Annotated in this window: 22 protein-coding genes; 14 read left to right on the forward strand and 8 right to left on the reverse strand. The window is 67.3% G+C overall.

The genetic code is table 11. The features are described 5' to 3' along the window. The first annotated feature begins 387 nt into the window (after positions 1–387). The 4 genes from hemE (at position 388) to rho (ending at position 4,587) form a co-directional block, all read left to right on the forward strand. Positions 388–1,434 carry a uroporphyrinogen decarboxylase gene (gene hemE, locus ABDZ95_RS03640; RefSeq protein ID WP_343790521.1) on the forward strand — a complete coding sequence of 349 codons (1,047 nt, stop codon included), beginning with the start codon at positions 388–390 and terminating at the stop codon, positions 1,432–1,434. Continuing rightward, positions 1,431–2,492, forward strand: a complete 1,062-nt coding sequence (gene hemH, locus ABDZ95_RS03645) for a ferrochelatase (protein ID WP_425542948.1) — start codon at positions 1,431–1,433, stop codon at positions 2,490–2,492. Before hemE ends, hemH begins: the two co-directional genes overlap by 4 nt. Further along, positions 2,489–2,956 carry a CopD family protein gene (locus tag ABDZ95_RS03650; RefSeq protein WP_343790523.1) on the forward strand — a complete coding sequence of 156 codons (468 nt, stop codon included), beginning with the start codon at positions 2,489–2,491 and terminating at the stop codon, positions 2,954–2,956. Before hemH ends, ABDZ95_RS03650 begins: the two co-directional genes overlap by 4 nt. 221 nt (positions 2,957–3,177) lie before the next feature. Continuing rightward, positions 3,178–4,587 carry a transcription termination factor Rho gene (gene rho, locus ABDZ95_RS03655; RefSeq protein ID WP_343790526.1) on the forward strand — a complete coding sequence of 470 codons (1,410 nt, stop codon included), beginning with the start codon at positions 3,178–3,180 and terminating at the stop codon, positions 4,585–4,587. A 63-nt stretch (positions 4,588–4,650) separates the two neighbouring features. Here the strand turns inward: rho and ABDZ95_RS03660 are convergent, their stop codons facing one another. Then, positions 4,651–5,622: a quinone oxidoreductase family protein gene (locus ABDZ95_RS03660; protein ID WP_343791230.1), complete on the reverse strand. Its 972-nt coding sequence runs from the start codon at positions 5,620–5,622 to the stop codon at positions 4,651–4,653. Between the two features lie 82 nt (positions 5,623–5,704). Between ABDZ95_RS03660 and ABDZ95_RS03665 the strand changes: the two genes are divergently transcribed. The 7 genes from ABDZ95_RS03665 to ABDZ95_RS03695 all read left to right on the forward strand — a co-directional run bounded on the left by ABDZ95_RS03665 (position 5,705) and on the right by ABDZ95_RS03695 (position 11,923). Then, positions 5,705–5,932 carry a DUF6489 family protein gene (locus tag ABDZ95_RS03665; RefSeq protein WP_343790529.1) on the forward strand — a complete coding sequence of 76 codons (228 nt, stop codon included), beginning with the start codon at positions 5,705–5,707 and terminating at the stop codon, positions 5,930–5,932. Between the two features lie 139 nt (positions 5,933–6,071). Further along, positions 6,072–7,385, forward strand: coding sequence for a tRNA uridine-5-carboxymethylaminomethyl(34) synthesis GTPase MnmE (gene mnmE, locus ABDZ95_RS03670; protein ID WP_343790532.1), 1,314 nt, complete (start codon positions 6,072–6,074; stop codon positions 7,383–7,385). Between the two features lie 113 nt (positions 7,386–7,498). Next, positions 7,499–9,355, forward strand: a complete 1,857-nt coding sequence (gene mnmG / locus ABDZ95_RS03675; protein ID WP_343791232.1) for a tRNA uridine-5-carboxymethylaminomethyl(34) synthesis enzyme MnmG — start codon at positions 7,499–7,501, stop codon at positions 9,353–9,355. Positions 9,356–9,408: 53 nt separating this feature from the next. Further along, positions 9,409–9,975 (forward strand): 16S rRNA (guanine(527)-N(7))-methyltransferase RsmG, encoded by a 567-nt coding sequence (gene rsmG / locus ABDZ95_RS03680; RefSeq protein ID WP_343791234.1) that lies wholly within the window; start codon positions 9,409–9,411, stop codon positions 9,973–9,975. After that, on the forward strand, positions 9,965–10,780 hold the full coding sequence (locus ABDZ95_RS03685; RefSeq protein ID WP_343790535.1) for a ParA family protein: 816 nt from the start codon (positions 9,965–9,967) through the stop codon (positions 10,778–10,780). The genes rsmG and ABDZ95_RS03685 overlap by 11 nt, the downstream gene beginning before the upstream one ends. A gap of 26 nt (positions 10,781–10,806) precedes the next feature. Beyond that, the gene (locus tag ABDZ95_RS03690; RefSeq protein WP_343790539.1) at positions 10,807–11,694 is read left to right on the forward strand and encodes a ParB/RepB/Spo0J family partition protein; all 888 of its coding nucleotides are present in this window, start codon (positions 10,807–10,809) and stop codon (positions 11,692–11,694) included. Positions 11,695–11,740: 46 nt separating this feature from the next. Further along, on the forward strand, positions 11,741–11,923 hold the full coding sequence (locus ABDZ95_RS03695) for a hypothetical protein (protein ID WP_343790542.1): 183 nt from the start codon (positions 11,741–11,743) through the stop codon (positions 11,921–11,923). Positions 11,924–12,048: 125 nt separating this feature from the next. On the opposite strand, the gene holA is transcribed toward ABDZ95_RS03695, so the two are convergent. From holA to ABDZ95_RS03715, 4 genes are all read right to left on the reverse strand, one after another. Then, complete coding sequence (gene holA / locus ABDZ95_RS03700; RefSeq protein WP_343790545.1) at positions 12,049–13,101, reverse strand: DNA polymerase III subunit delta; 1,053 nt, start codon at positions 13,099–13,101, stop codon at positions 12,049–12,051. Beyond that, positions 13,098–13,583, reverse strand: coding sequence for an LPS assembly lipoprotein LptE (gene lptE / locus ABDZ95_RS03705; RefSeq protein ID WP_343790548.1), 486 nt, complete (start codon positions 13,581–13,583; stop codon positions 13,098–13,100). The genes holA and lptE overlap by 4 nt, the downstream gene beginning before the upstream one ends. Beyond that, the gene (gene leuS, locus ABDZ95_RS03710; protein ID WP_343790551.1) at positions 13,583–16,150 is read right to left on the reverse strand and encodes a leucine--tRNA ligase; all 2,568 of its coding nucleotides are present in this window, start codon (positions 16,148–16,150) and stop codon (positions 13,583–13,585) included. Before leuS ends, lptE begins: the two co-directional genes overlap by 1 nt. A 63-nt stretch (positions 16,151–16,213) precedes the next feature. Next, positions 16,214–16,702, reverse strand: a complete 489-nt coding sequence (locus ABDZ95_RS03715; RefSeq protein ID WP_343790554.1) for a DUF3576 domain-containing protein — start codon at positions 16,700–16,702, stop codon at positions 16,214–16,216. 336 nt (positions 16,703–17,038) lie between these two features. Between ABDZ95_RS03715 and ABDZ95_RS03720 the strand changes: the two genes are divergently transcribed. Continuing rightward, positions 17,039–17,434, forward strand: coding sequence for an NtrZ family periplasmic regulatory protein (locus ABDZ95_RS03720; RefSeq protein ID WP_343790557.1), 396 nt, complete (start codon positions 17,039–17,041; stop codon positions 17,432–17,434). 4 nt (positions 17,435–17,438) lie between these two features. Here ABDZ95_RS03720 and ABDZ95_RS03725 read toward each other — a convergent pair whose 3' ends face one another. After that, positions 17,439–18,077, reverse strand: coding sequence for a thiamine phosphate synthase (locus ABDZ95_RS03725; RefSeq protein ID WP_343790560.1), 639 nt, complete (start codon positions 18,075–18,077; stop codon positions 17,439–17,441). Here ABDZ95_RS03725 and ABDZ95_RS03730 point away from each other — a divergent pair. Both ABDZ95_RS03730 and ABDZ95_RS03735 read left to right on the forward strand, forming a co-directional pair. Next, positions 18,076–18,777: a YggS family pyridoxal phosphate-dependent enzyme gene (locus ABDZ95_RS03730; RefSeq protein ID WP_343790563.1), complete on the forward strand. Its 702-nt coding sequence runs from the start codon at positions 18,076–18,078 to the stop codon at positions 18,775–18,777. The two genes, ABDZ95_RS03725 and ABDZ95_RS03730, sit on opposite strands and share 2 nt — an antisense overlap. Positions 18,778–18,859: 82 nt before the next feature. Then, entirely contained in the window at positions 18,860–19,546 is a 687-nt protein-coding gene (locus ABDZ95_RS03735; protein WP_343791236.1) for a response regulator transcription factor, read from the forward strand. A 3-nt stretch (positions 19,547–19,549) separates the two neighbouring features. On the opposite strand, the gene ABDZ95_RS03740 is transcribed toward ABDZ95_RS03735, so the two are convergent. Together ABDZ95_RS03740 and ABDZ95_RS03745 are read right to left on the reverse strand one after the other, a co-directional pair. After that, positions 19,550–20,344: an exodeoxyribonuclease III gene (locus tag ABDZ95_RS03740; RefSeq protein WP_343790566.1), complete on the reverse strand. Its 795-nt coding sequence runs from the start codon at positions 20,342–20,344 to the stop codon at positions 19,550–19,552. 44 nt (positions 20,345–20,388) lie between these two features. After that, on the reverse strand, positions 20,389–21,333 hold the full coding sequence (locus ABDZ95_RS03745; RefSeq protein WP_343790569.1) for a hypothetical protein: 945 nt from the start codon (positions 21,331–21,333) through the stop codon (positions 20,389–20,391). Positions 21,334–21,537: the final 204 nt, after the last annotated feature.

A 21,537-nucleotide genomic window follows, 5' to 3' on the forward strand; every position in this document is an offset into this window, starting at 1 on the left:
CGGGGATGAGGGTGGACGATCGAACCCGTCATCCGGTCGATCATCCACGGGCAGCGGGCGTCATCCCGATCGACTGTGGAAGAGGCGTCGATCACCCGAACGGCGCCCAGACCCCATGTCTGGCCAAGCCCTTCAGAACATTGGCCCGTTAAGGAGTTGTTAAGGATTATCCCCGGTATCGACAGGCCGTCATCGTTCTGTCGACGAGCCTGTGGTTCGTTCCGGAAATCCGTTGTCGCCGACGGGATGACCGCGAAGTTGTCCCCGCCATCCCCGCCCCAACCCACTACCTTCCAAAAAAGATTCAATTCTTTTGTTTCTGGGGGGAGGGGTGCGACCTTGGCCGGGCTTGAGCGGGTGTCTCCCGACCGGTATGGCCGACGAGGAATGACGAACTCTCCTGACACCCCCCTTTTCCTGCAGGCCCTTGCCGGTCAGACGACGCCGCGTCCGCCGGTGTGGTTCATGCGTCAGGCCGGGCGCTACCTGCCGGAATACAGGGCTCTGCGGGCGACGACGTCCGGGTTCATCGAGTTCTGCCATGACCCCGAGAAGGCGGCGGAAGCCACGCTCCAGCCCATGCGACGGTTCGGCTTCGATGCGGCCATCGTGTTCGCCGACATCCTGCTGATCCCCCGCGCCCTGGGTCAGGACGTCTGGTTCGAGGCCGGGGAGGGCCCCCGTCTGGGTGAAATGCCGTCGGTCGAGGCCATGCGGGAACTGGCAGAGGGCGCGGGCGAGAACCTGAAGTCTATCGGGCAGACGCTCAGCCTGGTACGCGAGCAGCTGGATCCGTCCAAGGCCCTTATCGGGTTCGCCGGCGCGCCCTGGACCGTCGCCACCTACATGCTGGACGGCGTGGCCCGGACCATCGGCAAGGGCGAGCGGGCACAGGCCCGGACCTATGCCTATGCGGAGCCCGAGAAGGTCGCCGCCCTGTTGGACGTGCTGGTCGAGGCCACGGCCCACTATCTGAAAATGCAGGCCGACGCCGGGGCGCAGACGCTGAAGATCTTCGAGAGCTGGGCCGAGGGTCTGCCGGACGATCTGTTCGAGACCCTTGTCCTGCAGCCGCACATCAGGCTGGTGAGGCGGGTGCGCGAGCTGGGCGTGACGGTGCCCCTGATCGGCTTCCCGCGCGGCTCCGCGGCGCTGGCCGAACGCTATGCCCGTCAGGTCGAGGTTCAGGCGGTGGCGCTGGACACCGCCTGTCCGCTTGAGGTCGGTCAGAGGGTACAGAAGATCAAGACGATCCAGGGCGCGCTCGATCCCCTGCTGCTTCGCGCCGGCGGTCCTCTGCTGGATCGTCGCGTCGATCAACTGCTCGAGGCCTGGGGGCAGGGGCCGTGGGTGTTCAACCTCGGTCACGGCATCCTGCCGGATGTGCCGATAGCGCACGTCGAGCAGGTGCTGAAACGGATCGGCGCGCAGTGACCAGGGTCGTGGCGACGGGGCTGAAGGGGCGGCGCATCGCGGTCGTTCTATTCAATCTGGGCGGTCCGGACGATCAGGCTTCGGTGAAGCCGTTCCTGTTCAACCTGTTCAACGACCCGGCCATCATCGGCCTGCCCGGACTGTTGCGCACGCCGCTGGCGAAGCTGATCTCCAGCCGCCGCGAAACCTCGGCCCAGGCCAACTACGCCCTGATGGGTGGCGGTTCGCCCCTGCTGCCCGAGACCCGGAAGCAGGCCGAGGCACTTCAGGCGAACCTGACGAGCCGCTTGCCGCATGACGAGGTCCGGACCTTCGTCGCCATGCGTTACTGGCATCCGCTGACCGAGGAGACGGCCGCCGATGTCGCCGCCTGGGGGCCGGACGAGGTGGTGCTTCTGCCGCTATATCCGCAGTTCTCCACCACGACGACGGAAAGCTCGCTGAAGCGCTGGAACGAGACCTATGCCGGTTCGGGCGTCAGCCGCACGGTCTGCTGTTGGCCCGAGGCTCCGGGCTGGGTTCAAGCCCAAGCCGGGCTGATCCGTGAGAAGCTGACCGAGGCCGGTGAGGCGCAGGTGCGCGTGCTGTTCTCGGCCCACGGCATCCCGGAGATGCTGGTGGAGAAGAAAGGCGATCCGTATCAGGAACAGGTCGAGAGCACCTGCGCCGCCGTGGCGGCCGCGGCCGGCCTGCAGGACTGGTCGGTCTGCTACCAGAGCCGGGTCGGGCCGATGAAGTGGTTGGGCCCCTCGACCATCGAAGCACTGGAGCAGGCGGCGAAGGATGGGGTGGGCGCTGTCGTCGTGCCGATCGCCTTCGTGTCCGAACACGTCGAGACCCTGGTCGAGCTGGACATCGAGTACGGCGAACTGGCGCATAAGTCCGGCGTGACACCCTATCTGCGCGTTCCGGCGGCCGGCGTGACGCCCGTCTTCATCGATACGCTCGCCGAGGCGGCCGAAGAGGCCCTTGCGCGCAACGACGTCGCGCCGCACGGTCCCGGTTGCCGCGCGGACTGGAAGGCCTGCCCGCGCACCTGCGACCGGAGAGCGGCGTGAACTGGTACGATCTGGCCCGCGGCCTGCACATCCTGGCGGTGATCGCCTGGATGGCCGGCATGCTCTTCCTGCCCCGCCTGTTCGCCTATGACGCCGAGCAGAATGACAAGCCCGAGCCGCTGCGTTCGGAGATGCAGTCCCTGCTGCGGCTGTGGCAGACTCGCCTGCTGCGCATCATCATCAATCCGGCGATGGGGCTGGCCTTTGTCTTCGGCGCCTGGCTGTTCTGGCTGCGCAGCGGCGAGGGCGCGGACTGGAGCTTCGCCCATGAGCCCTGGATGGTGACCAAGCTGGTCGGCGTCTTCCTGCTGGCCGGCTGGCATGGCTTCCTCGCGGGCCAGCGCAAGAAGATCGCCGCCGGGACCTCGAAATACTCGGGCCGCTTCTGGCGCATGACCAACGAGATCCCCTTCGTCCTGGCCATCATCATGGTGCTGTCGGTGACGCTGGAGTGGCGGTTCTGAACCGCGGCGCCGCTTGACCTGACCCCCTGAAGCGTGGTTTCGCTCAAGGCGAACCGCGCCTGGACATTTCGCCGGCCGGTCCCTCTCTCCTCGCGATGCCTGCCGGATCGACCCGACGGGACTCCATCGCATCTCCTGCCGGCCGCAAGGCCACATATCGTCAGCCGTCAGACCTCGCCTTTCGCGAGCGTTCCGGCGCGCATGCCTGAAGAAGACTTCCGATGACCGACGTCCGCGACACCGATCCGACCGCCCCCGAGACCGAAACCCTCGACGAGACCTCCAACGAGGTTTCCGCCGCCGACCTGCCGATGGTCGATCAGGAGGCCGACGACGAGGATGACGACGGCGAGCCGATCGTCCCCAACGGCCGCATCACCCTGGCCGAGCTCAACGAGAAGACGCCGGCCGATCTGGTCGCCTTCGCCGAGGGGCTTGAAGTCGAGAACGCCTCGAACCTGCGCAAGCAGGACCTGCTGTTCGCCATCCTCAAGGCGCTGGCGGAAGAGGAAGTCGAGATCATCGCCGACGGCGTGCTCGAAATCCTGCCGGACGGCTTCGGCTTCCTGCGCAGTCCGGACGCCAACTATCTTCCGGGTCCGGATGATATCTATGTCTCGCCGTCGCAGATTCGCCGCTTCGGCCTGCGCTCGGGCGACACCATTCACGGCGCCGTCCGCGGCCCGCGCGAGGGCGAGCGCTATTTCGCCCTGCTGAAGGTCGACACCATCAATCTCGAAGACCCCGAGATGGTGAAGACCAAGGTCCTGTTCGACAACCTGACCCCGCTCTATCCGGAAGAGCGGATCCATATGGAAATCCAGGATCCGACCCTGAAGGACCGGTCCGGTCGGGTCATCGACATCGTCGCCCCGCTGGGCAAGGGCCAGCGCTGCCTGATCGTCGCTCCGCCGCGCGTCGGCAAGACGGTCATGCTGCAGAACATCGCCAAGTCGATCGAGCGCAACCACCCGGAAGTCTTCCTGATCGTCCTGCTGATCGACGAACGTCCGGAAGAAGTGACCGACATGCAGCGCACGGTGAAGGGCGAGGTCATCGCCTCGACCTTCGACGAGCCCGCCACCCGCCACGTCGCCGTCGCCGAGATGGTGATCGAGAAGGCCAAGCGCCTGGTCGAGCACAAGAAGGACGTGGTCATCCTGCTGGACTCGATTACCCGTCTGGGCCGCGCCTACAACGCGACTGTGCCGTCGTCGGGCAAGGTCCTGACCGGGGGTGTGGACGCCAACGCCCTGCAGCGTCCGAAGCGCTTCTTCGGCGCCGCGCGGAATGTGGAGCAGGGGGGCTCGCTGACCATCATCGCCACCGCCCTGATCGACACCGGCTCGCGCATGGACGAGGTGATCTTCGAGGAGTTCAAGGGCACCGGTAACTCGGAAATCGTGCTGGACCGCAAGGTCGCCGACAAGCGCATCTTCCCGGCCATCGACGTGCTCAAGTCCGGCACCCGCAAGGAAGACCTCATCACGCCGAAGGACCAGCTGGCCAAGACCTATGTCCTGCGCCGCATCCTCAACCCGATGGGTCCGCAGGACGCGATCGAGTTCCTGCTCGACAAGCTGCGCCAGTCAAAGAACAACGGCGATTTCTTCCAGTCGATGAACACCTGAGCCGTCCCCGCTTTCGCGAGGCTGACAAGAAGGGCCCCGGAGCAATCCGGGGCCTTCTCTGTTTCAAGGGATCAGCAGCGTCGAGCCCGTCGTCTTCCGCCCGGCCAGCGCCTCATGCGCCTCGCGCACGTTCGCCAGAGGGAAGGTCTGGCCGATCTCGACCTTCACGGCGCCGTTGCGGATGACGTCGAACAGGGCGGTGGCGCTGGCGTCGAGTTCTTCGACCGTTGCGACATAGTCGAACAGGGTCGGGCGGGTGACATAGAGCGAGCCGCCGCGAGACAGGCGCAGCGGGTCGAACGGCGGGACCGGTCCGGAGGCATTGCCGAACAGGATCAGGGTCCCGCGCCGCTTCAGGCTGGCGAGCGAGGACTCGAAGGTGGCCGCGCCGACGGAGTCGTAGGCGGCCGCGACGCCCCGGCCGTCGGTTATCTCCTTCACCCGCGTGGCGACATCCTCACGGTCGTAGAGGATGACGTGGTTCGAACCATGAGCGCGGGCGAGCTCGGCCTTGGCCTCGGAACCGACCGTGCCGATGACGGTCGCGCCGAGCGACCTCGCCCATTGGGCGAGGATCAGGCCGACACCGCCGGCTGCCGCATGCAGCAGAATCTCGTCGCCCTGTTTCACGTGAAACGCTCGACGAACGAGGAATTCCGCGGTCATACCCTTGAGCATCACCGCCGCTGCGGTTTCCAGCGAGATGTCGTCCGGCACGCGTACGGCAGCTGTCTCTGGCAGGACGTGGAACTGTCCGTAAGCGCCGACCGGGGCCGTCGCCGTTGCGATCCGGTCGCCCACCTCGAACCGGACCACACCATCGCCAACCGCCTCGACCACGCCGGCGGCTTCCTTCCCGAGGCCCGAAGGTAGGGGCAGGGGGTAGAGGCCGGTGCGCTGATAGATGTCGATGAAGTTCAGGCCGACGGCCGCGCTTCTGATCAGGATCTCTCCGGGGCCGGGCGAAGGGACGGGCGTCTCGACCAGCTGGAGCACCTCGGGTCCGCCGTGGGTGTCGAAGCGGACGGACTGCATGGTCGAGGGAAGGGGCATCGACGGGTTCCTTTACGCGGCCGGATCGGCCATGAACGGTCTACCGACAGATTGGAGCGGCCCCATGAAAATCAATGTCGAAGTCGACTGCACTCCGGCCGAGGCACGCGCCTTCCTCGGCCTGCCCGACGTGACTCCGCTGAACGACGCCATGGTCGCCGAGATGCAGAAGCGGATGAGCGAGAACGTCGCCGCCATGCAGCCCGAGGAACTGATGAAGACCTGGACCAGCTACGGCCTCCAGGCCCAGGACCAGTTCCGCCGCCTGATGGAAGCGGCGGTCAAGCCGTGAACCAAAGCCGTTCCTCCCCCTTGGGGGAGGGGGACCGCGTAGCGGTGGAGGGGCGTGACCCCGCGCGCCGGCGTTCGAATCTTGCCCCCTCCACCATGCTTCGCATGGTCCCCCTCCCCCGGCGGCGGAGGAGCTGACCGTGCCGCCCCCCCCCACCATCTTCGCACTCGCCACCCCGCCGGGGCGCGGCGCGATCGCCATCATCCGCATGTCCGGTCCCGACACGGACGACGCGCTCGCGGCTCTGGGTTCGCCGAACCTGAAGCCGAGAATGGCGTCGCTGCGGACACTGTCCCATGGCGGACGGACGATCGATCAGGCGCTGGTCCTGCGCTTCCCGGCGCCGAACTCCTATACGGGCGAGGACTGCGCTGAACTGCATCTTCACGGTGGGCGGGCGGTGGTCGAGGCGGCCAGCCAGGCGCTGATCGCCCTCGGGGTTCGACCGGCCGAGCCCGGCGAGTTCACCCGGCGCGCCTTCGAGAACGGCCGGATGGATCTGGCCCAGGCCGAGGCGGTCGCCGATTTGATCGATGCGGAGACGACGGCGCAGGCCGGCCAGGCGTTGGGTCAGCTCGACGGCGCCCTGAGCCAGACCTATGCCGGTTTCCGCCGGACATTGCTCAGAGCCCTCGCCCTCGTCGAGGCCGAGATCGACTTCCCCGACGAGGAGGTGCCCGACAATCTGGCGCGCACGGCCGGACCCGTTCTCGACGTCCTGGTCGCCGAGTTGAAGGCTGCGCTGGCCGATGCCGCCCGCGGCGAACGGGTGCGCGGCGGCTATCGCATCGTCCTGATCGGCGAAACCAATGCCGGCAAGTCGTCGCTGTTCAACGCGCTTGTTTCACGTGAAGCGGCGATCGTGACGCCGATCGCGGGGACGACGCGGGACGTGCTGGACGCCGAACTGGTCATCGGCGGCTATGCGGTGACCCTGTCGGACACTGCAGGTCTTCGGGAGTCGGACGACATCGTCGAGGCCGAGGGCATCCGTCGGGCGCAGGCGAGGGCGCGATCTGCAGATCTTCGTCTCTGGGTCCGGGCGCCCGGAGACCCGGAAGGTCCGGCCGCGGCGTTCGCCACTGGCACAGACCTGCTTGTCCTCACCAAGGCGGACATCGACCGCGCGGCGCCGCCCCCGGACCGGGCCGCTGTGGTCGTCAGCACGACGACAGGCGAGGGGATGGGCGCGTTGCACGACTGGATCGCCGACCGTCTGGCACGCGATCTGTCCGGCGCGGACTTCCCGGCGGTGACGCGAGAGCGTCACCGCCTCCGTCTCGAAGAGGCATTGGCCTCGGTCGAAGCCGGACGTCGCGCGCTGGACTTGGCGCCGGAAATGGCCGGGGATGATCTGCGGCGAGCGGCCGATGCTCTGTCACGCGTGACCGGAGCGATCGGGGTCGAGGATATCCTGGGCGAGGTCTTCTCGACGTTCTGCATCGGGAAATGACCCCAAGCCAGACCCTCCACCGCAGGCGAAGCCGGCGGTGGAGGGGTCGTTTCACGTGAAACACCTCACTCCCCACAGTGGCGAAGACGGCCGTTTTCGACTATGTCCTCGCGATGCAATCCTTCGACGTCATTGTGATCGGCGGCGGCCACGCCGGCTGTGAGGCCGCGGCGGCGTCCGCGCGCACGGGCGCGGCCACCCTCCTGCTGACTCAAAAGCTCGAGACCATCGGCGAGATGTCCTGCAACCCGGCCATCGGCGGTCTGGGCAAAGGCCATCTGGTCCGCGAGATCGATGCGCTGGACGGCGTCATGGGGCGTCTGGGCGACGTTTCGGGTATCCAGTTTCGGCTGCTGAATCGGTCCAAGGGCGCGGCCGTGCAGGGTCCGCGCAGCCAGATCGATCGCCGCCTGTACCGCGAGGCCATGCAGGCGGAACTGGCCCGTACGCCGAACCTGTCGCTGATGGCGGGTACCGCGGAGCGGCTGATTCTGGATGGAGACCGGGTCGTCGGTGTGGAGACGGGGGAGGGCGTGACCCTTCGCGCCGGTGCGGTCGTGCTGACGACCGGGACCTTCCTGAACGGCGTCATTCACAAGGGCGACGAGCGCATCCCCGCCGGTCGTCACGGCGAGGCACCGTCGACCGGACTGGCCACGGACCTGTACGGCGCCGGCCTGCAGATGGGGCGTCTGAAGACCGGCACGCCGGCCCGCCTTGACGGTCGCACCATCGCCTGGGACCAGCTGGAGATGCAGTCGGCGGATGATGAGCCCGTGCCGTTCAGCTTCCTGACCGACCGGATCGACGTGCCCCAGATCGCCTGCGGCATTACCCATACGACCGAGGAAACCCACCGCATAATTGCCGAGAACCTCGGCGAGAGCGCCGTCTATGGCGGCCACCTGTCCGGGCGTGGCCCGCGCTACTGTCCCTCGATCGAGGACAAGGTGGTGCGGTTCGCCGACAAGACCTCGCACCAGATCTTCCTCGAACCCGAAGGGCTGGACGATCCGACCGTCTACCCGAACGGCATCTCGACCTCGGTATCCGATGCGACCCAGCTCGCATTCCTGCGCACCATCCCGGGTTTGGAGCAGGTCAAGGTGTTCCGCTTCGGCTATGCGATCGAGTACGACTATGTCGATCCGCGCGAACTGACTCCGGCGCTGGAAGTGAAGAAGCGGCCCGGGCTGTATCTCGCGGGGCAGATCAACGGCACGACGGGTTATGAAGAGGCCGGCGCCCAAGGGCTGATGGCCGGGCTGAACGCCGCGCGCGCCTCGGCCGCTAAGGCGCCCATCGTCTTCGGTCGCGACCAGGCTTACATCGGCGTGATGATCGACGACCTGGTTACCAAGGGTGTGACCGAGCCATACCGGATGTTCACCAGCCGGGCGGAGTACCGGCTGTCGCTGCGCGCCGACAACGCCGATCAACGGCTGACGCCGCTGGGTATCGAGACGGGTGTCGTTGGCCAAGCTCGCGCTTCGACGTGGGCGATAAAGGCCGACGAACTGGCCCGGGCGACCGCTGTTTCACGTGAAACGCAGTTCACGCCCAAGGAGGCCGGACAGCTCGGCATCCGGGTTAATGCTGATGGCCAGCGTCGCTCCATGCGAGACCTGTTGAGTTTCGACGGTGTGACCCTCGACACCTTCCTGTCGGTCAAACCCGAGATCGCCGACTGGTCGAAACAGGTGCGCGGGCAGATCGTGATCGACGCGGGCTATGCCGGCTACCTCGACCGACAGGCGGCGGACGCCGAGGCGCTGCGTCGTGAGGAGGCCCTGGCCCTGCCGGTCGACCTCGACTACGCCGCCGTCGGCGGGCTGTCCAATGAGGTCCGGGAGAAGCTGGTTCTGGTCCAGCCACGGACCCTCGGTCAGGCCAGGCGGATCGAGGGCATGACCCCCGGCGCCCTGACAGCTCTGCTGTCCCATGTGAAGAAGGTGAAGGTCGTCGCGTGACACCCTATGACTCGTCGGCGTTTCAGGCCGAGTTCGACGCGACCGCTGCCCAGATGGGCGACCTCGAACGGTTCATCCAGCGGCTGACCGACGCCAATGCAGTCATGAACCTCGTCGGACCGGACACGATTCCCGACGTCTGGAACCGTCACATCCGGGACTCGGCTCAGCTGCTCCAGATGGCGCCCGAGGCCCAGACCTGGGCGGACCTCGGGGCAGGCGCCGGCTTCCCCGGCATCGTTCTGGCCATCATGCTGAAGAAGGATCCCAAGTCGCATGTCTGGCTGATCGACAGCCTCGGCAAGCGCTGTCGTTTCCTTCGGGAAGTGGTCGATTCCCTCTCGCTCCGGGCCACCGTGATCAACGGCCGGGCGGAGGAGAATGCGGTCACCGTTCGGGTCGTGACGGCGCGCGCTGTCGCGCCGATGGAGAAGCTGCTGGGCTATGCACAACCTTATCTACAGCGCGGCGCCCAGGGATTGTTCCTGAAGGGGGAAAAGGCCGAGGTCGAGCTGGCAGAGGCTCGCCGCGTCTGGCAGTTTCAATCCGACCTCTCCGTCTCGCGCAGTGATCCGCGCGGCCGTATCGTATCCGTCCGGGGAATCCGCCGTGCGCGCTGACAAGAAGACCCGCGTCCTCGCCGTTTCCAACCAGAAGGGCGGGGTGGGGAAGACCACCACTGCGATCAACCTTGGCACCGCTCTGGCCGCCATCGGCGAGCGGGTGCTGATCGTCGACATGGATCCGCAGGGCAATGCCTCGACAGGTCTCGGTGTTCCACGTGAAACACGGAGGGTGACGATCTACGATGTCATCGTGGATGGCCGCTCGGTGGACGATTCCGCCGTGCCGACGACTGTGCCCGGCCTGTCGATCATCCCGGCCGACGCCGACATGTCGGGCGTTGAGATCGAGCTCAGCCAGGCCGATCGCCGATCCTTCCGTCTGCGTGACGCGCTCCAGTCCCAAGGGCGGGATGGTCAGCCCCGGTATGACTATGTGCTGATCGACTGCCCGCCGTCGCTGAACCTGCTTACGCTGAACGCCATGGCCGCCGCAGATGCGGTGCTGGTGCCGCTGCAGTGCGAGTTCTTCGCGCTCGAGGGCCTGACCCAGCTGATGAAGACCGTCGACATGGTGCGCCAGAGCCTGAACCCGGCGCTGGAAATCCAGGGTCTGGTCCTGACCATGTACGACCGCCGCAGCGCCCTGTCGGGGCAGGTGGCCAACGATGTCCGCGCCCATTTCGGCGAGAAGGTCTATGACTCGGTCATCCCGCGGAACGTCCGCGTCGCCGAGGCGCCGTCCTTCGGCAAGCCGGCGCTGATCTACGATCTGAAATGCGCCGGCAGCCAAGCTTATCTGCGGCTCGCCCGCGAGGTCGTGGCCCGCGAGAAGAAACGTCGGTTTCAGGCTGCGGCCTGAGCCAATAGAAGAACGGAATCAGTATCTTGAGCGAACGTCAGCGCGGACTGGGCCGGGGCCTTTCGGCTCTTCTGGGTGAACAGGCGGCGGAGGCCGTGCCGGTCGACGGAACGGGTGCGCCCACCGGCGTCCGCATCGTTCCGGTCGAGAGCCTCAAGCCCAATCCGGATCAGCCCCGGAAGATCTTCGTGCGCGAGGATCTGGACGAGCTGGCGACCTCGATCCGCGACAAGGGTGTGCTGCAGCCAATTCTTGTGCGCACCCAGCCCGGGCAGGACGGCGTCTGGCAGATCATCGCCGGTGAACGCCGCTGGCGCGCGGCCCAGCAGGCGCGCCTGACCGAGGTGCCGATCGTCGTGCGGGAGATGGACGACGTCGAGGTCTTCGAGGTCGCCATCATCGAGAACGTCCAGCGCGCGGATCTGAACCCGCTGGAAGAAGCCGACGCCTATCGCATACTGATGGAGCGGTTCGGCCGGACGCAGGATGCGGTGGCGGGCATAGTCGGCAAGAGCCGCAGCCACGTCGCCAACACCCTGCGCCTGCTGCAGCTGCCGGAAGAGGTTCTGTCCTATGTTCGCGAGGGCAAGCTGTCGGCCGGCCACGCCCGCGCCGTCATCACCGCCCCGAACGCGGTCGAACTGGCCGAGCAGGCGTATCGCGATGGCCTGAACGTCCGTCAGATCGAGGCTCTGGCGCGCCGCGCCGCCGAGGGTCCGAAGCCTGGCAAGGCCAAGGCTTCGCGCCCGTCGGGCGAAGGCGACGCCGACGTCGCCGCCCTGGAGCAGGATCTGGCTGATACCCTCGGCCTCAAGGTCCAGCTCAGCGACAAGGGCGGCAAGGGCGAGCTGACCATCCGCTACGCCACGCTGGAACAGCTGGACGACCTCTGCCGCCGCCTGATGCGGGGATGAGGTCACCGGTCTGGCTCTGCCGGCTCGGCGATGGCACCATGGGCGGATGACTGACAAGCCCAATCCAACCGCCGAGGCGATGAAGAAGGCGCTGGCCGCCAAGAAGGTCGCGGCGGGAGCGCCAGCCAAGGGCGGCTTCAAGCCGGCCCAGCACGCTGAAAAATCTGTGGCGCATCAGGCAGCTGCGCTGAACAAGCCGGCGTTCAAAAGGGCGTCGAAGCGGGGGTAAGCAACCCCTCCGTCTCGCCGGCGGCGCCGCCGAGCCACCTCCCCACTGCGTGGAGAGGTGATCGGGGCTTTTTCACCTCTTCAGCGAAGCTGGGGAGGGGGGCCATGTGAAGCATGGTGGAGGGCTTAGAGCCCCAGTCGCCGCGCGCGGGCTGAAATCTCCAGCAGCAGCCGCTCCGCGATCAGCTGATCCGGTGAACCGGTCGTCTTGGTGGCGATGTCGGCGGCGTTGACGCTGTCCAGCACCTTCTCGAGGTCGTCCAGCCGCCAGCTGCGGGCCTGCCGAAGCATCTCGGCCTCCTGTTTCCAGAAGACGCCGGCGGCTTTGGCGGCCTCCTTGGCGTTGGCGCCGTTGGCCTGAAGCACATTTATCCGGCGCAGCTTGCCCAGATGGATCGAGGCCTGTCTCACTGCCATGACAGGGCTCTCGCCCTCGGCCAAGGCGCGGCGCAGACCGGCCTGGGCGGGGGCAGGGCGACCGCCGAAGGCCTGTAGCGCGGCGTCCTGAAGCGAGGCGTCCGGCTCGACCCCCAGATGCGCGTCGAGTTCGGCGACATCGATGCTCCGACCGCTGCCGGGGCCGATATAGAGGATCAGCCGCTCGATCTCCTGCCGCATCAGGCCCCGCTCGCGCGGCAGGCGGCTGACGAAGCGATCCAGGGCGTCATTGGTCAGGCCGACCTTGTCCGCCGACAGGGCTTCCCGGGTCATGCGGGCCACGTCGCCGGTCTCGTCTTCGTAGCAGGCGATGCCGACGGCCTCTTTGGCGGCCTCTGCGGCCTTGCGGAGGGCGGAGTCGCGACCAAGAGCCCCGGCCTCGATCACCAGCATGGCGTCGGGATTGAAGCCGCCCTCGGCATGGCTCTTCAGCGCGGAGGCCAGCATCTTGTCGACGGAGGCCTTCTCGGCCGACAGGCGCACGCGGACGAGGCGACGGCCGCCGATCATGGAGAGGGCCGTCAGGGCCTCTTCCAGCCGGGCCTCGTCGCCGTCGATGTCGCTGTCCGTCAGGACGGTGACGTTGAACGGGTCATTGAGATCAGGCGTGATCGCCTTGCACAGGATCTCGGCGCGCTCGGCGACGCCCGAGCGGTCCTTGCCGTGGATCACGGCGGCGCGGACGCCCCGGTCCGGAGACTTCAGGAAGCGATCGACCTCTGGCCGCTTCGAGAGGATCACCGGTCGCTCAGGGCTCGCAGGAGGTCCAGACGGATCAGGCGCGCCAATTCGGCCGCCGCACGCTCCTCGCCGTCCTGCTGGGCGGCGATGGCGGCGTAGGGCTGGTCGGCGGCGGCATAGGTCGTCGTGACCGTCTCGACGCCGGTCATGACCGGTCCGCCGGCGATGGGGTTCAACGTCCACTGGCCGCGCACCGTCAGTTCGTAGCGCACGGCGGTGTCGTCGATCCGGCGACCCAGCGGGCGGCGGCTCTGGGTGATCTGCGTCTCGAGGCGATAGAGTGGGGTCTGTGCCCCGTCCCGGCCTAGGGCGTCCTCTAGCTGCTCGCGGACGCGATAGCCCAACCGGTCGTCTTGGGTGGAAACCGAGATGCGCGACAGGCTGCCGCCCGCGCCGGCGTCGCCGTACAGGGGCGTGAAGCCACAGGCGGAAAGTCCCACGACCGAGACTGAAGCCAGTGCGAGGGCGGCGAGGCGGCGCATCAGGCGACCACCACGTTCACGATGCGATCCTTGACCACCACGATCTTCCTCACCGTCAGACCTTCCAGCCGTGCCTGCACCTCCGGATCGGCCATGACGATGGCTTCCACCTCGGCCGGCTCAAGCCCACGGGCGACACGGATCTCGCCGCGGCGCTTGCCGTTGACCTGGATCGGCAGGGTAACCTCGTCGTCGGCCGCAAGAGCCGGGTCGAAGACCGGCCAGGGCGCATCCAGCACCATCCCCTCTTCGCCCAGTCGCGTCCAGCATTCCTCGGCCAGGTGCGGGGTGAAGGGGGCGACCAGACGGGCCATGGCCGACAGGGCCTCGCGTTTCGCCGCGCCGCCCGCCTTGCCGTGGTCACGCACGGTGGCGACGAAGGCGTAGAGCTTGGCGATGGCCGAGTTGAAGCGGAAGCCGGAGACGCCCTCGGTCACGGCCTTGATGGCCTTGTGGGTCTCGCGCAGCAGGGAGGCGTTGACGGCCTCGTCGCCCGGAACGGCCGGGTCGAAGCTGTCGAACTCGTTCCAGACGCGCTGGACGAAGCGGCTGGCGCCCTCGACGCCGCCGGGGGTCCATTGCACATCTCGCTCCGGCGGGCTGTCCGACAGGACGAACAGGCGACCGGCGTCGACGCCATAGGTGTCGACGATCTCCTGCGGGGCCACGACGTTCTTCTTCGACTTGGACATCTTCTCGATGTCGCCGATCGACAGGACCTTGCCGTCCGACAGGCGGGTGGCGACCCGCTTGCCGTCCACCGTTTCGATGCGGACGTCTGCAGGCTCCACCCAGGCCGGTTTGCCGACACTGTCGACGCCGTCGAAATAGGTTTCGTGAACCACCATCCCTTGGGTGAACAGGCCGGCAAACGGCTCCTTCACATTCATCAGGCCAGCGTCGCTCAGGGCGCGGCTGATGAAGCGGGCGTAGAGCAGGTGCAGGACTGCGTGCTCCACACCGCCGATGTACTGGTCGACCGGCAGCCAGTGATCCGCGGCCTCGCGCGAGATCGGATCTTCGGCCGTCGGATCGGCGAAACGGGCGAAGTACCAGCTGGAGTCCACGAAGGTGTCCAGCGTATCCGTCTCTCGCGTCGCATCACCGTGACACGACGGACATTTGACGTGCTTCCACGTCGGGTGACGATCGAGCGGATTGCCCGGAATGTCGAAGGTGACGTCCTTGGGCAGTTCGACCGGCAACTGATCCGCGGGCTGGGCGCCGCAGGTCGGGCAGTGGATGACCGGGATCGGGCAACCCCAGTAGCGCTGGCGGCTGACGCCCCAGTCGCGCAGTCGATAGATGGTGGCACCCTGACCCTGACCAGCCGCCTCGATGCGGGCGATGGCCTCGGCCTTGGCCGCCTCAATCTCCAGTCCGTTCAGGAAGTCGGAATGGAAAATCGTGCCGGGACCCGTGTAAGCCTCGGTTTCGACAGCGAAATTATCGTCGGCGCCATCAGGTCTCACGACCGGGATAATCGGCAGCTTGTATTTGGTGGCGAACTCGAAGTCACGCTGGTCATGGGCGGGACATCCGAAGATCGCGCCCGTGCCGTACTCCGACAGGATGAAGTTGGCGATCCAGACGCTGACCTCGCGGCCGTCGAATGGATGGACGACCTTCAGGCCGGTGTCGAAGCCGACCTTCTCCGCCTGATCAATCTCGGCTTGGGTCGACCCGCCCTTGCGGCACTCGGCGATGAAGGCGGCGGCCGCCGGATTGCTCTCGGCCAAGGCGCGGGCGACCGGGTGGTCGGCGGCGATGCCCATGAAGCTGGCGCCGAACAGGGTGTCGGGGCGGGTGGTGTAGATCTCCAGACCGTCGGGCGCGCCCGCAGGCGCAGCGCCGACCCAAGCCCAGGTCATCTGCAGGCCCTTGGACCGGCCGATCCAGTTCTCCTGCATCAGGCGGACCTTGTCGGGCCAGCGGCCTTCCAGTTCCTTCAAGCCCTCGATCAGGTCGTCGGCATAGTCGGTGATCCGCAGGAACCACTGGTTCAGCTTGCGCTTCTCGACGATCGCGCCCGAGCGCCAGCCGCGGCCGTCCACCACCTGCTCATTGGCCAGCACGGTGTTGTCGACCGGATCCCAGTTGACGACCGAGTCCTTGCGATAGACCAGGCCGCGCTTGAACAGCTCCAGGAACCACGCCTGTTGCTTGCCATAATAGGCCGGGTCGCAGGTCGCGAACTCGCGGCTCCAGTCCAGCGACAGCCCCAGCAGTTTCAGCTGGTCTCGCATGTTGGCGATGTTGGACCAGGTCCAGTCGCCGGGATGGATGCCGCGTTCGATGGCGGCGTTCTCCGCCGGCAAACCGAAGGCGTCCCAGCCCATCGGATGCAGGACATCGAAGCCCTGAGCCCGCTTGGACCGGGCGACCACGTCGCCCATCACATAGTTCCGGGCGTGGCCCATGTGGATGTTCCCCGACGGGTAGGGGAACATCTCCAGCACATAATACTTCGGCCGGCCCGTGCCGGTCGTCGGCATGCGGAAGGCGTCTGCGTCCGCCCAGCGGGTCTGCTGGCGGGGTTCGGCGGTCTTGGGCTCGTAACGGGCCACGGCAATCCTTGAGGCGTCGCTCCCAAAGGCGAGCCTTGAGGAGGCTATGGTCGGGAGGCGGGTTTAGCGGCGGGTCGGCGCGTTCTGGAGATTGAGCTGGCGCGCCTTGGTCAGGATCGCGTTCTCAAGGTCCGTTTCGGTCTGGGCCGCCACGGGAGCGCCGACCCAGTTTCCGCTCGCGTCACGGACTTCCTTGGTGACGGCGACGTTCAGCGCATCGGCGCGAAGTCGCGTGTCGAGGATGAAGACGGTCGCCTTGAAGCGCTCGGTCGGCGTCTGCGGATCGGTGTACCAGTCGTAGTTGATCACGCCGCCCCACGGATCGGCGTTGGCCAGCGGCATGAAGCTCAGCGTGTCCAGGCTGGCGCGCCACAGGAAGGCGTTGACGCCGATGCCGGTCTGGCCGGTCGATGCGGCGCGGGCGGCCGCGGTCGGCGTTCCGCCCCCGAAGACGTCGCCGACGGTGGGCCCGAACGGGCGCTCGGCCGAGCAGGCGCCCAGCACGAGGCCGGAGGCGATCAGGGCGAGCGTCGCACCGCGAACCAGCACCATCGAGAGTTCTCCATTCATCAATGCGCGCGACGGACCTTCCGACGCACGCGCTGGCGCGCCCGTACACGGGTCGCAGCCGAAGCGAAGCTCTATAACACGGCGAAAAGGGGCGATGACAAGGCGAAGAAGACGAACCGCTGACGCTTCATGGCGAACGTCGGGCGACCGCAAGGCCACATGGGTGTCCGGCCGTGACGCTCCCGCCACAGGAGTCTTCAGAGTTGCACGGAACCCGGGTGCAGCGCCGCAGTTACGTTGACCGGGCTGACCAGCGGTGTCTACTTGCTGGAGAACGAGACTGCGACGGGACTTCCGACGCGGCGAAAAGGGCAGGATATGCGCAAGAGCGCTGTCATCTCTGGAGTGATTGCGGGCTTGGCCCTGATCGGCGCCGCCGACGTGGCCGCCGCGCAGAGCCAGTCGCGCACGCGTGATCCCGCCGTGTCCCTGAACGACGCCCAGGCCGCCCGCACCACCGCTCCGGCAGGCCAGAGCCGCATGCGCTTCACCGAGCGTGGCCGCTGGGGTCTCGATCTGAACATGAGCCAGCCCGTCGGTCGCGAGAGCAATCTCGGTGATGTCGAGGCCGGCGCCTACTATCGCGTCAATCCGCGTCTGCGGGTCGGCGCCGCGGCCGGCTTGGCCACGCCTGAACAGGATCCGGCCCGCGCGCCGCAGACCGACCAGCGCACCGCGCCGCGTTTCCGTCTGGAATCGATCTTCCGCTTCTGATCGATCAAGCCGGGCCGAACGCGGCCTGGATGGCCTCCACCCCCGCCAGTCCGACAACGCCCGAGCCGGCGAGTTCGTGCGCGTTCCCTGCATGGATCCCGCCAAGCGCATAGACGGGGCAGGGCGAAAGTCGCACCAGTTCGGCAAGCCGACCGCCGCCCAACGCAGGTCTTGTCGCCGAAGCTCCGCCCGCCGGAAAAACAGGCGAGAGGATCGCCGCGTGCAGGGATGACGCGCCGGAAAGGGCCTGGGCGGAATGCACAGCGCCCGTCACGAGCCAATCCGGCTGAGCGGCGCGAAGCGCCCCGGCCTGTCCAAGCGCGCGCTCGGGCAGATGGACTCCATCGGCGCCGACCGCCTTCGCCAGCGCGATGTCCAGGCCGATCAGCAGGCGGATCTCGTTCTGCGAGGTCACCTGTCTCAGCCGATCTGCAGTTTCGATGGCGTCTGACGCGGCAAAATGGCGGAACACGACGCCCGAGCCTGTGGGCAAGGCGGCGGCCGTTTCCCACGGCCGGGGCGTCCGTTCCGGGTCGGTAAAGAACAGCAGCGGCGGCAAGGGGAGCGGCGGGCGGCTGACTTCGACGGCCGCGCGGGCTAGACCGCTGGCGACCTCCCACAGGATTTCGGCGTCCGGACGCATGACGATCTCTTCCCCCGATCCCGCCACGACGTCCAGCCCGGTTTCGGAGCGGATCGAGGCGGCGCGTCGGAAGATCGCCCGCGCCTGCAGGATCGCCGGACGCGATCAGGCGGGCGTCACACTGACGGCGGTGACCAAGACCCAACCCGACGCGGCGATCCGCGCGGCGCTGGAAATCGGTCAGCGCGTTTTCGGCGAGAACCGCGTGCAGGAGGCGCAGGCGCACTGGACGGCTCTACGGAAGGAGTTCTTCGATCTCGAGCTGCGCCTGATAGGGCCGTTGCAGACCAACAAGGCTGCCGACGCGGTCGCCCTGTTCGACGTGATCGAGACCGTGGATCGACCCAGGCTGGCCGAGGCTCTGGCGGTCGAGGCGCAGAAGCAGGGGCGGGCGCTGCGCGTGCTGGTTCAGATCAACACCGGCGAGGAACCCCAGAAGGCGGGCGTCCTGCCGGCCGATGCAGATCCGTTGATCGCGCAGGTTCGGACCCTGGGTCTGACGGTCGAGGGTCTGATGTGCATTCCCCCGGTCAACGAGGCGCCGGGTCTTCACTTCGCCCTGCTAAGAAAGATCGCGCGGCGGAACGGCCTGTCGGTCCTGTCGATGGGCATGAGCGACGATTTCGACGTCGCCATCCGCTTCGGCGCCACCCATGTGCGGCTCGGATCGGCGTTGTTCGGGGAACGAAAACCGGTCTGAAGGCCCTCTATTGAACTGAAAACCGCGGCCAATCGGCCCGCCGCCCTTGGCGGATCGCCCAAGCCTCGCCATTCTTGCATACATGCCCACGCCCAAGACGATCCTGATCATCGACGACGACGACGACCTGCGCGAGGCGCTGGCCGAGCAGCTGGCGCTGCACGAGGCCTTCCGCCCGGTTCAGGCCTCGACCGCCACGGAAGGCGTCAAGCTGGGGCGGGAGACCCGCGCCGACCTGATCCTGCTGGACGTCGACCTGCCCGATATGGACGGCCGTGAGGCCTGTCGCCTGCTGCGCAAGGACGGGGTGTCGACCCCTATCATCATGCTGACGGGCCAGTCGTCGGACGCCGACACGGTGCTGGGCCTTGAGTCGGGCGCCAACGACTATGTGACCAAGCCCTTCCGGTTCGCGGTTCTGCTGGCCCGCATCCGCGCCCATCTGCGCAGCCACGAACAGTCGGAGGACGCCGTTTTCCGCATCGGACCCTACGAATTCCGGCCGGCGGCCAAGGTTCTGGTCGACGACAAGGCCCGCAAGATCCGTCTGACGGAGAAAGAGACCAACATCCTGAAGTACCTCTACCGCGCCGGCGCCAAGGCCGTGTCGCGCGAGGAGCTGCTGACCGAGGTCTGGGGCTACAACGCGGGGGTCACGACCCATACGCTGGAAACCCACATCTATCGCCTGCGCCAGAAGATCGAGCCGGAGCCCGGCCAGGCGCGCCTGCTGCTGACCGACGCGGGCGGGTACCGGCTTCAGCCCTAGGGCTCAGACGTCCAGATCCATCGTGACCGGGGCGTGGTCGCTGGGTTGCTCCCAGGCGCGGACGTCGTCGTGGATGCGGGCCGAGCGGGGCGTCACAGCGGGGGTCAGGCCCGGCGAGGTCCAGAGGTGGTCGAGGCGCAGGCCGCGATTTGACTTGCGGAAGTCGGCGGCGCGGTAACTCCACCAGCTGGCCAGCTTGGTCGGCTCGGGAATCTGGTCGCGCACCACGTCAGCGAAACCGCCCGCCTCCTGCAGCCGCCGCAGGGTCTCCACCTCGATCGGCGTGTGGCTGACGACCTTCGACATGTAGCGGTGATTCCAGACGTCGTTCTCGCCCGGCGCGATGTTGAAGTCGCCGGCGAGGATCAGCGGGCGCTGGCGGTCGCGGCCAGCCATGTCGGCGGTCAGACGCTCGTAGAAGTCCAGCTTGTGATCGAACTTGGGGTTCAGCGTCCGGTCGGGCAGGTCGCCGCCGGCCGGGATGTAGAAGTTCTGGATCTCGACCCCGTCGACCATGACCCCGACGCAACGGGCATGCTTCTCGCGGCAGACGTCGAGGGCCGGGGCTTCGGTGATCGGCTTGCGGCTGGCGATGGCGACACCGTGCCAGCCCTTCTGGCCGCCGATCTTCAGATAGGGCAGGCCCATGGCCTCGAAGGCGGCGCGCGGGAATTGGTCCTCCAGGCATTTGATCTCCTGGAGGCACAGCACGTCGGTCCCGCTCTCGGCCACGAAGCGGGAGACCTGATCGATCCGCAGGCGGACGGAGTTGATGTTCCAGGTGGCGACGCGGAGCATGGGCGGTTCCTCTTCAGAGGGCCCGCCCTAGCACGGTCCGGCGGTCAGCGCAGTTCGGGAAGGCGGCGTTCGACCGAAGCGGAGTGCTTGCGCACCTGCTCGCCGAGCGTCTTGCGGCGGGCCTTGAAGACGCTGTGGTCCGGACTGCCCCATCGCGCCTGCACGCCGTCGGCGAGATGCGGGTAACGGTCGTACTGGTGAAGCACGGGGCTGAGGCTTCCGTCGGGGTTGCGGACCAGTCCGTCCTCGCCCCAGACCAGCGCATCTCCATCGCCCTCGCCGATGGTCGCGACGCGGTCGTGGTTGGGTCGGATGTCGGCCTCGATCAGCCCCAGATGGACCGCCAGATTACAGGCAGCCTGATCTGCGCCGAACGCGCCTCCGACGCCGGAGCGGGGGATTGCGGCCAGCATCAGGATCAGCCGGCACAGGCGGGCGGCCTCCTGCGCGGGGCCGAAGACGGTGCCGACGCAGATGCAGGGGCGATCGAGGATCTGGTCGGAGAGGGTCTCTCCGAACACCGCCTTCAGGTGCTTTCGGTTGAAGGCGTGCCGGGCGAGGGTGTCGCCGGTGCGCTCGATGAAGACCTCCAGCCGGTCGGCGGGCGGGGCGAAGGGGTCGGCCTGGAACACTACGTCCCGGACGTCGGTGAGCAGGACCTGCTTCAGCCACGGCCGGCCGCCGATCCAGGCGTCGTAGGCGGCGAACCGCTCGACCACCGGATGGGGGCTCCAGCCGGTCGATGCGGCTGGGATGACCATGGTCACGTCGAGGCTGGCCAGCAGCTCCCGGACGTCCGGCCGGTTGTCGACCGCGAGGATGATCTCGCCATCGAACCAGTGCCTCAGGGAGCGGACGAAGGGCTCCAGCGCACCGGCGCCATAGCCGGTGGCATACCCCATCACAGCCCGCGGAGACTGGAGGGCGCCGCCTCCCGTCTTCGACCCGAGGGTTCCGCTGAGCCAGCCGAGATAACGGGAAGCCACCACCTGGAGCGCCTCAAGAGCCAATATGTGCTTCGGTTCTGGACCGTTTCGGCCGGGAAATCACGCCTCTGTAGCCCGCCCCGGAGATAAAAAAGCGCCCGGTCCGGGGGGACCAGGCGCTCGAAGGTTCGTCTCTCTCGCCGCCGGGAAGGGGATGAAATCCGTAGCGGTTCAGATCGGCTCTCGCTGACCTGTTGCGAAAGTGCC

The organism is Brevundimonas kwangchunensis, from assembly GCF_039523815.1.
GTDB classification, from domain to species: Bacteria; Pseudomonadota; Alphaproteobacteria; order Caulobacterales; family Caulobacteraceae; genus Brevundimonas; species Brevundimonas kwangchunensis.

Coding starts and splice junctions, on each gene's coding strand:
- hemE (WP_343790521.1), top strand. CDS start 388: ATGACGAACTCTCCTGACACCCCCCTTTTCCTGCAGGCCCTTGCCGGT.
- rho (WP_343790526.1), top strand. CDS start 3,178: ATGACCGACGTCCGCGACACCGATCCGACCGCCCCCGAGACCGAAACC.
- ABDZ95_RS03660 (WP_343791230.1), bottom strand. CDS start 5,622: ATGCAGTCCGTCCGCTTCGACACCCACGGCGGACCCGAGGTGCTCCAG.
- ABDZ95_RS03665 (WP_343790529.1), top strand. CDS start 5,705: ATGAAAATCAATGTCGAAGTCGACTGCACTCCGGCCGAGGCACGCGCC.
- mnmG (WP_343791232.1), top strand. CDS start 7,499: ATGCAATCCTTCGACGTCATTGTGATCGGCGGCGGCCACGCCGGCTGT.
- rsmG (WP_343791234.1), top strand. CDS start 9,409: ATGGGCGACCTCGAACGGTTCATCCAGCGGCTGACCGACGCCAATGCA.
- ABDZ95_RS03695 (WP_343790542.1), top strand. CDS start 11,741: ATGACTGACAAGCCCAATCCAACCGCCGAGGCGATGAAGAAGGCGCTG.
- lptE (WP_343790548.1), bottom strand. CDS start 13,583: ATGCGCCGCCTCGCCGCCCTCGCACTGGCTTCAGTCTCGGTCGTGGGA.
- ABDZ95_RS03715 (WP_343790554.1), bottom strand. CDS start 16,702: ATGGTGCTGGTTCGCGGTGCGACGCTCGCCCTGATCGCCTCCGGCCTC.
- ABDZ95_RS03720 (WP_343790557.1), top strand. CDS start 17,039: ATGCGCAAGAGCGCTGTCATCTCTGGAGTGATTGCGGGCTTGGCCCTG.
- ABDZ95_RS03730 (WP_343790563.1), top strand. CDS start 18,076: ATGACGATCTCTTCCCCCGATCCCGCCACGACGTCCAGCCCGGTTTCG.
- ABDZ95_RS03725 (WP_343790560.1), bottom strand. CDS start 18,077: ATGCGTCCGGACGCCGAAATCCTGTGGGAGGTCGCCAGCGGTCTAGCC.
- ABDZ95_RS03735 (WP_343791236.1), top strand. CDS start 18,860: ATGCCCACGCCCAAGACGATCCTGATCATCGACGACGACGACGACCTG.
- ABDZ95_RS03740 (WP_343790566.1), bottom strand. CDS start 20,344: ATGCTCCGCGTCGCCACCTGGAACATCAACTCCGTCCGCCTGCGGATC.